At 69.1% G+C, this 12,050-nt stretch carries 9 protein-coding genes and 1 pseudogene; all 10 read right to left on the reverse strand.

Annotation, left to right across the window (positions count from 1 at the left end; all coding sequences use genetic code 11):
- Window positions 1–513: pseudogene (locus D7Y15_RS38560) on the reverse strand (translocation/assembly module TamB); the annotation flags it as partial.
- 4 nt (window positions 514–517) lie between these two features.
- Window positions 518–1,459: an ExeA family protein gene (locus D7Y15_RS38565; RefSeq protein WP_014399053.1), complete on the reverse strand. Its 942-nt coding sequence runs from the start codon at window positions 1,457–1,459 to the stop codon at window positions 518–520.
- Window positions 1,460–1,487: 28 nt separating this feature from the next.
- The gene (locus D7Y15_RS38570; protein ID WP_121755693.1) at window positions 1,488–4,658 is read right to left on the reverse strand and encodes a tetratricopeptide repeat protein; all 3,171 of its coding nucleotides are present in this window, start codon (window positions 4,656–4,658) and stop codon (window positions 1,488–1,490) included.
- Window positions 4,659–4,850: 192 nt separating this feature from the next.
- Window positions 4,851–6,236 carry an acetyl-CoA carboxylase biotin carboxylase subunit gene (gene accC / locus D7Y15_RS38575; protein WP_120580677.1) on the reverse strand — a complete coding sequence of 462 codons (1,386 nt, stop codon included), beginning with the start codon at window positions 6,234–6,236 and terminating at the stop codon, window positions 4,851–4,853.
- A gap of 75 nt (window positions 6,237–6,311) precedes the next feature.
- Complete coding sequence (gene accB, locus D7Y15_RS38580) at window positions 6,312–6,899, reverse strand: acetyl-CoA carboxylase biotin carboxyl carrier protein (RefSeq protein ID WP_121755694.1); 588 nt, start codon at window positions 6,897–6,899, stop codon at window positions 6,312–6,314.
- Between the two features lie 40 nt (window positions 6,900–6,939).
- Window positions 6,940–7,521: an elongation factor P gene (efp, locus tag D7Y15_RS38585; RefSeq protein WP_120580679.1), complete on the reverse strand. Its 582-nt coding sequence runs from the start codon at window positions 7,519–7,521 to the stop codon at window positions 6,940–6,942.
- Between the two features lie 141 nt (window positions 7,522–7,662).
- Window positions 7,663–8,025 carry a hypothetical protein gene (locus D7Y15_RS38590; RefSeq protein ID WP_120597162.1) on the reverse strand — a complete coding sequence of 121 codons (363 nt, stop codon included), beginning with the start codon at window positions 8,023–8,025 and terminating at the stop codon, window positions 7,663–7,665.
- Window positions 8,026–8,715, reverse strand: a complete 690-nt coding sequence (locus D7Y15_RS38595) for a hypothetical protein (RefSeq protein ID WP_121755695.1) — start codon at window positions 8,713–8,715, stop codon at window positions 8,026–8,028. It lies immediately after the preceding gene.
- A 33-nt stretch (window positions 8,716–8,748) separates the two neighbouring features.
- Window positions 8,749–11,523: a type IV pilus secretin PilQ gene (pilQ, locus tag D7Y15_RS38600; RefSeq protein WP_121755696.1), complete on the reverse strand. Its 2,775-nt coding sequence runs from the start codon at window positions 11,521–11,523 to the stop codon at window positions 8,749–8,751.
- A 58-nt stretch (window positions 11,524–11,581) separates the two neighbouring features.
- The coding region (locus tag D7Y15_RS38605) for a pilus assembly protein PilP (protein WP_121755697.1) at window positions 11,582–12,050 on the reverse strand (469 nt) is incomplete at its 5' end.

Here is a 12,050-nt window from a genome sequence, read left to right on the forward strand (position 1 = left end):
CCCCACGTCCAGGTTCTCCACCTCCACGCCCCGCCCGTCCGGCAGCGCGAGGCGCACCTCCGCGCCGGTGATGTCCACGCGCCCCACGCCCACGCGGGTCAGCGGCGTGAGCGGGCACGTCCCGTCGGAGGAAGGCGGGGCCGAGGAGGGCCGGGACAAATCCAGCGCCACGCGCGGATGCCGCACTCGCACATGGCCCAGCATGAAGCGGCGGGACAGCGGAGACAGGAAGCCCAGCCCCACCTCCGCCTCGTCCGCGGCGAACAGCGGCGTGTCCCTGCCCGGCGCGAACACCGACACGCCGTGCAGCACCACGCGCGAGCCCAGCGGATCCAACTCGCACCGGCCGATTCCGATGCCCACGCCCAGCAGGTCCGGCAGCTGCCTGCGCGCCAGGGTGCAGGCGGCGTCCCAGGTGAACGGCTGACGCAACAGCAGGATGCTCCCCGACACCACGAGGAGCACCAACAAGAGCGCCTTGCGCGCTGCACTGTTGCGGCTGGGGAGGGACAAGCCGCTAGAGCTTACCGAGTCCCTCGAGGTAGCGGTCGATCTCCGCCAGGTCGATTTTGGTGTTCGCCGTCCGGGGCAGCGAGGTGGCGGGCGCGCTCGCTCGCTCGCTTGCCTGGGAAGCAGCCGAGCCACCCTGGAGCCCCAGGTTGTTGCCGATGCGGTGCACCAGCTCCGCGCTGATGGTCTCCGAGCGCGCGAGGAACGCCTCGAAGAGGGCGTTGTCGCACAGGGTGTTGATGACGCGCGGGGTGCCGCCGGAGTGCTCGTGCACGGCGAGCAGCGCCTCCGGCGTGAAGGGCATGCGCGGGCAGCCGGCGAGCCGCAGCCGGTGCTTCACGTACGCCTCCGTGGACTCCGCCGTGAAGGGCTCCAGCTTGTAGCGGAGCGCCACGCGCTGGGCGAGCGGCGGGTCCAGCTTCAGGTTCTTTTCAATCTCCGGCAGGCCGAAGAAGACGAAGGAGATGAGCTTGCGCTCCGGAACTTCCAGGTTGAGCAGCCCCCGGAACTCCTCCATGAGCTCACGCGTCTCCAGCATCTGCGCCTCGTCGATGAGGACGACGGCCTTCTTGCCGGACTCATAGATTTGCAGCAGGCGCTGGTAGAGCTGCGACAGGAGCGCCAGCTTCTCCTGCGCGGGGTTCTCCACGCCCAGTTGGAGCGCGATGCGGCGCAGGAGCCACTGGGCGGTGATGCCCGAGTGGATGATGACGAGCAGCGCGGCCTCGTACTCGGACTCCGGAAGCGAGTCGAGCATGCGCCGGGCGAGCGTCGTCTTGCCCGCGCCGATGTCGCCAATGAGGATGGACAGGCCCTTCATGTAGCCCACGGCGTGCATCAGCCGCGTGAGGGCCTGCGAGTGCTGCGCGGAGTTGTAATAGAAGCGGCTCACCGGAGCGTTGGAGAACGGCTCCTGGGTGAGTTCGAAGAAATCGAGGTAGGTCGTCATCGCTCGCCGGGCCTCGTGGGGGGACGCGCTACACGTACCCTACTTTACGAGCCTTCGGCACGCCCGCGGCGGGAACCGGCGTCGCCGGGCCCTTTCCGGCGCGAGGCAGCGGGTCCTCCTCCGGTGCGGTCAGCGCCGACAGCCGCGTCACCTGCGACCCCACGTCGCGGTATTTCGCGTCCATGGCGGCCACCCGCTGGAAGTGGAAGAGCGCCTTGCCCTGCTCGTTGAGCGCGTCGTAGGCGCTCGCCAGCTCGAAGCCCAGCGCCTTGGCCACCTCGCCCGTCGCGAGCACGTTGGAAAGGCCTTCCTTGAACACCGCCACGGACTCGTCCGGCTTGCCGCGCAGCGTGTGCAGCATGCCAATCATCGTCAGGCAGTCCAGCTCGCGCGGGGTGCCCACGCAGCCCTGGCGGGCCACCTCGAACTCGTGGACGGCGTCGTCCAGCAGGCCCATTTCCTTGTAGGCGATGCCCAGGTCGTAGTGCGTGTCCACGTCCTCGGGCTTCACCACCTTGGCCAGGCCCTTCTTGAACTCGGCGAAGACCTCGTCCACCGAGTACTGGAAGTCCTCTTCCGCCGGGGGCACCGCCGCCAGCGACTCACCGCCCAGGTCGTCCAGCTCACCCGCCAGCTGCGCCGCCAGGTCGAACGCGTCACCACCACCGGCGTCGTCGTCGAGCGACGCCTCCGTCACCGGCTGCACGGAAGGCACGTGCAGGGGCTCCGAGGGAGCGTCGTCCTCGGGGGCCGCGCCACCGCCGGCCTCCATCTCCTCCAGCCGCGCCATCAGCTCGCCGGCGCGCACGTGGCCGGGGAACGCGATGGCCACCGTCTCCAGGATTTCGCGCGCCTCTTCCAGCAGGCCCTGGTCGAGGAAGAACGACGCCTCGTCGCACTCCTCGGAGGCAGGCTCTTCCTCAGGCTCCGCTTCCGGCTCGGGCGCTGGCTCGGGTTCCGGCTCATCCGCCAGGGCCTCGGGCTCGGGCTCCGGCTCGTCCGCGAACGCCTCGGCCTGAGGCTCGTCGTAGGACAGCCCCTCCAGCGACGGCAGCACCATGTGCGCGGCCGTGGGCTCGTCTTCGTACTCGTCGCCCAGCGACATGTCGCCCGTGTACGGGGGCTCTTCCGCCGGCGCTGCGAAGCCTTCGTCCAGGCCCGCGTCGTCCAGCGCGGACGCATCCAGGGGCGCGAGCCCCACGCGCGTGGGCGCGTCGTCGTCCTCGCCCAGCGACATGCCGGGTTCGACCAGGGCCTCGTCGTCGTCGCTGTCGCCCAGCGTCGGCAACTGGCGCGTGTTCGGCGCGGCCTCTTCCAGCAGCGCGCGCGACGGGGACAGGATGCGCGTGGGCGGCGCCTCTTCCTCGTCGCCCAGCGACATGCCGCCCGGCTCGTCCGCGAGCACCATGGGCTCGTCGCCCGCGTCCGCCGCGTACGCCAGCGCGTCGTCCTGGGCGACCAGCGGCTCGTCGTCCAAGCCTCCGGAGACATCCGGATCGCCCAGGCCCGGCTCGTCCGCGAGCACCAGCGAGTCCTCGTCGGACCCCATCACCAGGTCGTCCTGCGGCGGCAGGTCGTAGACGGTGTTCTCGGCGGAGCTGATGGGCTCGCCCATCACGGCTTCCTCGCCGCTCAACGTGGTCTCCGCGACCTCGTCGTCGACGATTTCGTCCGAGTCCGCCCCGTGGCTCAGCGCCGCGAGCGCCAGCTCGTCACCGCCGGGCTGCGCGAGCGCATCCTCCGGCGGCTCCGCGACGAGGATCTCGTCCTCGTTGGAGTCCACCAGGATGGCGTCCTCCTCCAGCGACTCCACGCCCGGCGTCGCCGCCGGCGCCACGAAGCCCCCTTCCGCGCGAAGCACGGACAGGAAGGCGGGCACCTCGGGATGCGCCGGGTTCTCCTGAAGGATGGTCGCCAGGTACGGCTGCGCGCGCTGCACGTCCGCGCGGCGCGTGCACAGGCGCAGCACGTTGAGCAGCTGCTCGGACGCCTGCGCGCCGTTATTGGCCGCCACGTAGATGTGGTACGCCTTTTCGTGCGCATCCAGGTTCTCCGGATCCACGGAGAAGACCTTGCGCAGGTGCTCCAGCGCTTTGTCGTGGAGCCCGTACTTCACGTAGACGTCCGTCTCCGTCAGCAGCTTGGCCAGCTGCTCGCGGCTCATCCCCGCGGACGGAGGCGGCGCCACGGCCGCGGGCGGCGCGGCGGGCGCGGGACGGGACGGGGGCGCCGCGGGGGCCGGCGCGCTCCACGCGGGCGCGGCCTCCTCCACGGGGTGGTGCGCGGCGACGGGCTCGGGCTCCGGTTCGGCGACGGGCCCCCGGCGCGCGAGCAGATCCGGATCCTGCGGATCCAGCAGCTCAATCTGCGTCCACACGCCGTCGGACTCAGCGGTGCGTCCGCGCTCCTGGTGGATCTTCGCGAGCTCCTTGTAGACGGACACCGTCTTGGAGATCTGGCCCAGTCCCTGGAACGCCTGGGCCAGCAGCGTCAGCGTCTCCACGTCGCGGCCATCCGCCTTGAAGCACACCTGGAGCTTGGCGAGCGCGCGCTTCTGGTCGCCGCGCTGCAGGTACGACGCGGCCAGCTCCTTCGCGAGCGGGAGGTTGTCCGGCTCCAGCGCGGAGAGGCGCTCCGCGACGCGCAGCCAGTCATCCGCGCGAGCGTTGCGCTTGAGGTACTCCGCGGCGCGCTTGAACTCCTGCGCCGCTTCCTTCGTCATGTTCTCGCGCGCGTACAGCTCCGCGAGCTTGATCTTCGACGCCACGTTCTCCGGGTCGAGATCCACCATCTTCTTCAGCGTGTCGAGGCTCGACTTGGTGTCGCCCGCCTTGTCGTAGTGGTTGGCGACGATCTGGAAGTACGCCATCGCCTCCGACATCAAGCCCAGCTGCTGGTGCAGCTCCGCCAGCTTGAGGTTCACCTCCAGCAGGTTCGGGTTGAGCTTGAGGACCTGCTTGTAGAGGGCGACGGCCTTGAGGAAGAAGCCGTCCGAGGAGTAGCTCTCCGCGACCTTGGTGAAGAAGTGCGCCGCCTGCGCGTTGTCGTTCTTCTTCTGGTACAGCTCCCCCATCTTCTGGAGGACCCGGATGTCCTTCGGGTCGACCTCCAGGACCTTCTGATACTCCTTGATGGCTTTGTCGTACGCGCCCTTCGCGACCAGCTTCGCGGCGGCTTCGATGATCTTGTTCTTGTCCATCGAGCGTGCGCTTCCGACAGGCAGAAACCCCGAGGAACTTCGCGGGTTTCAGTCCTTCTCTGGGGGGGAGCATCGGAGGCTAACGGAATCCTCCGATGCGGGTCAAGAAACAGCCTGCCCTCCCCCAGGGCTGGATCACCCGCCTGGACGCTCGCACGCCCGGCGGGTTTTCCACGCCTTCACGGCAAGGCGCTACGGAGTCTCTTCCACGGCCTTCTTCAGCCGGCGCGAACCCGTCTCGCTCGCCAGCAGGCGCTCCACGAAGCGGGTGTCGTAGTTGCCCTCCTGGAAGGACTCCTCCGCCAGTGCGGCCCGGTGGAACGGGATGTTGGTGCGGATGCCCTCCACGACGTACTCGGAGAGCGCGCGCTGCATGCGGCGGATGGCCGTCTCGCGGTCCTCCGCGTGCACGATGAGCTTGGACAACAGGCTGTCGTAGTGCGGCAGCACCGTGTAGTTCTCGTACGCGGCGGAGTCCACGCGCACGCCGTAGCCACCCGGCACGCTGTAGCCCGTAATCTTGCCCGGCCACGGAGCGAAGGTGACGGGGTCCTCCGCGTTCACGCGGCACTCGATGGCGTGCCCGCGTATCTGCACGTCTTCCTGCTTGAAGCGCAGGGGGTGCCCGTAGGCCATGCGGATCTGCTCACGGACCAGGTCCACGCCCATGACCAACTCCGTCACGGGGTGCTCCACCTGGATGCGCGTGTTCATCTCCATGAAGTAGAACTCGCCGCGCTCGTCGAGCAGGTACTCGATGGTGCCCACGTTGTTGTAGCGGATCTTCCGCATCGCGGCGACGGACACCTCGCCCATGCGCTGGCGCAGCTCCGGCGTGAGCGCGGGGGATGGGCTCTCCTCGATGAGCTTCTGGTGCCGCCGCTGCACGGAGCACTCACGCTCGTTGAGGTGGATGACGTTCCCGTGCTCGTCCGCGACGATTTGAATCTCGATGTGGCGCGGCTTCTCCACGTACCGCTCGATGTAGAGGTCGCCGTTGTTGAAGCTGGCCAGGGCCTCCGCCTGCGCGGTGGAGAACGCCTGCGCGAGCACACCCGGCTCGCGGACGATCTTCATGCCCTTGCCGCCACCGCCCGCCGCCGCCTTCAGGATGACCGGGAACCCAATCTCCTTCGCGAAGGCCTCCGCCTCGCGCGGATCCTTCACCACGCCGGGGCTGCCCGGGAGCAACGGCAGGCCGGCCTCGCGGGCCGCGGCGCGCGCGCGCACCTTGTTGCCCATCAGCCGCAGCATCTCCGGGCGCGGGCCAATGAAGCGGATCTTGCAGTTCTCGCAGACCTCCGCGAACTCGGCGTTCTCCGACAGGAAGCCGTAGCCCGGGTGGATGGCGTCCGCGCGGGTGATTTCCGCCGCGGAGAGCAGCTGCGGCACGTTGAGGTAGCTCTCCTTGGACGGAGGCGGCCCGATGCAGACGGCCTCGTCCGCGAAGCGCACGTGCAGCGCGTTGGCGTCAGCAGTGGAGTGCACCGCCACGGTGGCGATGCCCAGCTCACGGCATGCGCGGATGACCCGCAGGGCAATCTCCCCGCGGTTGGCGACCAGAACCTTCTTGAACACGGCCGTGCTCCTTCGCGAGGGCCTGGGGCGCGTCCCGCCCGGAGAGGGCTGGACGCGCCTGACGGGTCAGCAGACTCAGGCCGGCTCGATGCGGAACAGCGCCTGGCCGAACTCCACCGGGCGACCGTTCTCCACGAGGACTTCGGCGATGCGGCCGGAGACCTCGGACTCGATTTCGTTCATCAACTTCATCGCTTCCACGATGCAGAGCACCTGGCCCTTGCGCACCACCGTGCCCACGTCCACGAACGGGGGCTGATCCGGCGCGGGGGTCCGGTAGAACGTCCCCACGAAGGGGCTGGTCACCTGGTGGCCCGGCTTCTCCGCGGGCTTCTCCGGCGCCGTGGCGGCGGCGGCCGCGGGCGCGGCGGCGGGCGCCATCCGCGGGGCGGCCGGAGCGGCGTACTCCACCGGCGGCGACACCGTCACCCCGGGGCCCGAGGGCGCCGTGTGGTGGACGATGGTCGTCTCCGGCGCGTGACCGCGGCGGATGTAGAGCTTCTCCGGGCCCTTCGTCCACACCAACCGGGTGACGTCGGAGGCCTCCAGGATTTCGACGATCTGCCGGAGGGCCTCCACGTCCAGCGACGTGGTACCCGCATCCCGCCCGGAGGCCGCGCCCGAGGACACGGCCGGCCGGGTTGCCTTGCGCTTCGTTGCCATTCGGACCCCTCCCGGGTCGCCAGGTGAAGGGAAGCTGCTCTCAGCCGCCAGTGGCCACGCGGGTGAGGTACTTGCCACCTTCACGCGTGTCGATCTTCAGCACGTCGCCCTCGTTGATGAACAGGGGCACGTTGACGCTGTAGCCGGTCTCCAGCGTGGCGGGCTTCAGGGCGCCGGACACGGTGTCGCCGCGCACGCCCGGGTCGCACTTGATGACCTTGAGGTCCACGGAGTTCGGCAGCGTCACGTTGATGGCCTTGCCGTTCCAGAAGAGGATCTCGACGTCGAGGCTCTCCTTCAGGAAGTTGACCGACTCCCCGAGGCCTTCCTTGGTCAGGAAGGTCTGCTCGAAGGTCTTCTTCTCCATGAAGTGATACTCGTCGCCCTGGACATACAGGAACTGCATGTCCTTGGACTCGATGTCCGGGGTCCCCACCTTGTCGCCGGACTTCAGCGTGGGCTCCAGGACGCGACCGTCCAGCAGGCTGCGGATCTTGGTGCGGGTGAAGGAGGAGCCCTTCCCAGGCTTGACGTGCTGGAAGTACTCGATGACGTACGGCTTGTCCTCCCACAAGATCTTCAAACCATTGCGGAATTCAGACGTATCGACATACCCGGCCATGGGACCGACTCCTGGGACGAACGTAAAGGCGAAAGTCCGGGGTGTCTAGCCCATGCCCTGGTTCCTGCAAAGGGGAAAGCGGAGGCACGCTGCGTCGCCGGGCAGGGTCAACAAGCCCCCTGCCCGAGCGGACGTGCGCGGCTACAACTCCGCCTTCACCTGCGGCGCGGTGACGCGCAGGACATAGCGCCCCTTGCCGAAGTTCCCGTCCGCGCGCAGGGCCAACACCAGGAAGTATTCCGGCGTCAGCATGCGCATCACGGTGAGGACCTTCTCGCTGTTGACGGACACCTCGGTGACGGTGCCCGTCTTCAGGGATTCGGCCGCGTTCTTCAACTGCGTGAGCAGGTTGGCGTACTCCACCCAGGTGCCGGAGACGTCCAGCTCCGTGGCTTCGTCCCTCTGGAACGTCTCCACGGAGATGCCGTCAAAGCCCATCACGCTGCATGCGAGGGCTCCGTCCACCTGGTTCACCACCGCTTCAAGGTGCGTGCGGAAGGCCATCTAGCCCCCGACGCCCGGGGCCGCCGGCCCGGGCTGGCACGAGGGATACTGACCGTCCTGGCCGGCACCCGAACCACAGGGGCCCTCCGGGACCTCGGGGTCCTCACCTGGCCCGCAGGTCCGAAGCGAGGCGGCCCCATTGGCGACATCGATGCCGAAGACGATCTCGTTCGACTCGAACTTCTTGCCGCCCGACGCGAACTTGCCAGTGAACTGAGCGGTGACCCGCACCGTGGCCGTCGCGGTGCCGGACAGAGCGGTCCGCAGGGCCGACGCGGCTTCCGCGGTCATCAGGTTGACCACCAGCCGGTTCGCGTTCGACGCGGGATTGATGGTCGCCGTGTAGGGAACCTCGCCGTCGGGGATGCGGATGCTCGGCGTCGAGGCGTAGGACAGCTTCAGCGTGTCCACGAAGGCGGTGGCGGACCCTCCGATGTCGGACCCCGGCTCCAACGGAACGCCGTTCACGTCGATGGGCGTGCTCGAGTAGTTCGACTTGACGACGAGCCCCAGCAGGTACCCGTTCCGGTAGGCCAGGTTGAGCGAACCATTCGCGATGCCTGTATCGTTGACGCCGAAGGAGCAGGACTCGTCCGGCTGGATGGTCTGGAGGATCTGGACGACGGGGGTGCTTTCGGAGCACGAGCAGAGCCCGAGCGACAGGGCCGCCGCGATGAGGAAGGGCTTCATTGGAATGTCTCTCCCAATCAGGGTGCGAGGCCGTTAGAGGCTCTGCGCGATGGTCTGCCGGTTGAGGATGCGGGGCGTGATGAAGATGAGCAGTTCCTGCCGCTCGTCCGTCTCCAGGGTGCTCCGGAAGAAGAAGCCGAGCACGGGAATCTTCGACAGGAAGGGCACCGATTCAGCCGAGGTGCTGCCGCGGCGCACGTAGATGCCGCCGATGACCGTCGTGTCGCCATCCTTCACGAGGACCTGGGTGTTGGCCTCCTTGCGCTGGATGGACGGCTGGCCGTTGGCACCGGTGTTGGACGGATCCGGCTGGTTGTTCTGCGCCTGGATGGACATGAGGATGCTGCCGTCCTGGGTGATGTGCGGCGTGACTTCCAGCGACAGGCGCGCTTCCACGAAGGTCGTGTTCACGCCGCCGGCAGACGTCTGGCTGAACGGGATGGACAGACCCTGGCTGATGCGGGCCGTGTTGTTGTCCAGCGTGGTGACCTTGGGCGACGAGATGGTCTTCACCGTGCCCTCGGACTCCGCCGCGGACAGGCGCAGGTTGAGCTGCACGGCGCCGCCCGCGGAGCCGAAGGCGAAGCCCATGGCGCCACCGACGCCCGCACCCACCGCCGCCGGCAGGTTCACCGCGAAGTTGGGCTGGGCCGGAACACCCGGGGCCGTGCCACCCGCGCCGCCCGTGACACCGACGGTGCTGGGGAAGATGAGGCCGGTCGGGTTGCCGGACGCGGCCGACAGACGCGTCTGACCGCCCCACTGCACGCCCAGGTTGCGGCTGAAGTTGGTGCTAGCCTCCACGATGCGGCTCTCGATGAGGACCTGCGGCGTCTGCGTGTCCAGGCTGCGCACCAGGGCGCGCGCCTTCTCCGTGTTGGAGCGGATGTCCTTGATGATGAGCACGTTGGTGCGCACATCCACCGTCACCGTGCCGCGGTCGCTGAGCACGTCCTTCACGCGCGACGACATGTCATTGGCCACCGCGTAGTTCACCGGCACCAGGCTGACCAGCAGGTCCTCCTGCTGCTGCAGCGACTTCTTGCGCTCCTGGCGCAGCCGCGCCTCCTCTTCCAGGGTCTTCAGCGGCGCGATGCGGATGATGTTGCCCACCTGCTCCTGGCCCAGCTGCTTGGTGCGCAGGATGAGGTCCAGCGCCTGGTCCCAGGGCACGTTGCGCAGACGGATGGTCACGCGGCCGCCCACGTCATCGGCGACGACGATGTTGCGCTTGGAGATCTCCGCGATGACGCGCAGCAGGTTCTGGATGTCGATGTCCTTGAACTCGAAGGACACGCGCTTGCCGCGGTAGCGAGCCTGCTGGGGCGCGCCCTCCGCCGCGTACGCCGGGGCCTCCGCCGTGAAGCCGGCGGTGCGCTGGGTGACGGCCACCTCCTCCGTCTTCACGCCCTGCACGTCCAGCCGCCAGCTCAGGCTGTTGGCGCCCTGGGTGACGTTCTCCTCGATGGCGCCGTCCGCGGCGACCACCAGGCGAACCTTGCGGCCCTCACCCGGCACGCTGAAGGCGCTGATCATCTTCACCGGCGTGTCCAGCGCGCTGGTGTCCAGGCTGCGCTCCAGCTTCTTGGGCAGACGCGCGTTCTCCAGCGTCAGCACCGCGCTGCGAGGATCCGGCCGGTCCACCTTCCACGCCGTCGCGCCGGACAGCTTCAGCTGCACGCGACCGCCCGAGGGGCTCTCGTCGAAGGACAGGTCCTTGACCTCCACCACCGCCGGCTGCGGCGCGGCCTGCGCCACCGCGGGCTGCGGCTTCGCCGACTCCTGCACGGGCAGGGGCTGCGGGCGCAGGGGCTCCGTCTCCGCCACCGCGTCGCGCGGCTGCGAGGGCTTGGACTTGCGCGCCACCGCGCTTCCCAACACCACCTCCAGGCCGCGCTCGGCGCGGTCCACGCGGTAGGCGGGCATGTCGCCCTTGGCCACGAGCACCAGGCGAACCTTGTCCTCGTGGGCGCCCACGCGCACGTCCTTGAGCAGGTTGCCCTTCACCTTGGGCGCCTTCGCGCTCAGGCCCACGCCGTACACGTCCACGGCCAGGCGCGGCGGGTCCACCAGCTCCAGGACCTCGAAGCGGGCGATCTCTCCGTCGGCGGCGACGCGCAGCGACTCGCCTTCCAGGGACAGCCGGGTGATGCGCTGGGCCGGGTGGGCCACCTCGCGCTCATCCGCCTCCGTGGCGACGACGTTCTCACGGCCCGGCGCCTGGGACGGGGCGACCTTGGAGGACGTCCCCTCCTCCGGCACCACCGCCACCATCGCCTCCACCACGGGCGCGGGCGCGGCCTTCACCGGCGCGGCGGCGACCGCCTGCGCGGGCTCGGCCGGCTTCGCTTCGGCCGGAGCCTGCGGAGCCTGGGCGGTCGCGGCGGCGGGGGCCACCGGCGAGCCGTCCACGGAGATGACCACGCGGTTGCCTTCCGCGCGGACGTCGTACTGGGAGGCCTGGTCGAGCGCCACCAGCACGCGGCCCACGCTGGCGCGCGCGTCGGAGAACTGGGCGGCCACCACGCCGGACACCGGACCGGTGCCGTCATGGTGCCCCTTGATGCCGGTGGCATCCGCGGACGACAGGTCCACCACCAGCCGCTCCGGCCCACTGAGCCGGAAGACGGTGAAGGTGGGCGGCCGGGTCCCGGTCACCACGACCTGGGCACCGGCTCCCGTCCGGGACACCTGCAGGTCCCTCAGCGTATTGAGATCCGCGCCGTACACCTTGGCGCTTGCCAGGACGACCGCCCATGCGGTCGCCATGATCCACTTGCCCCTCGTCACAGCGCTCTGCTCGAGCATGCGTCCCCTCAACAAGTTGGATGCGGGCGACGACTGCCCGCGGGCGCGCCGTGGGGCGCTACTCCCAGTTCTTGCCCGTCATCAGGTTGTAGGCGGGGTCCTTCACACCATCCGCCTTGAGCTGGAGACTCACCGGATTGCTGATGAGCTCGCCCTTGGCGCCCGTGAAGACCTCGGTGACGGTGACCGAGTCCCGTAGAATCTGTGTGACCTTGCCGCCCTGGCGCCCCACGCGAGTGTTGCGCCGGACGATGTGGCCGCGACCCAGGGGGTCCTCGACCATCGCCAGTGGGCTGGCATCCCCCGTGACGACCGCCACCAGCTTGAGCTGGTCGAGGTCGAACACGCACAGGGGTTCATTGCAGGCCCGCTCCGGTGCGTCACGCGCCACCGGCCCGAGCTCCTCCAGCGGACTGCGGAATGGATCCCGCTTGCCCACCGGACTGTAGGTGTAGACGAACATTGGCGCCGCCGACGCCTCGGTCTTCTCCGCCACTGGGGCCGGCGCGGGGGCGGCGGCCTTGGGG

It is taken from the genome of Corallococcus sp. AB030 (assembly GCF_003668965.1).
In the GTDB taxonomy this organism is placed as follows: domain Bacteria; phylum Myxococcota; class Myxococcia; order Myxococcales; family Myxococcaceae; genus Corallococcus; species Corallococcus exiguus.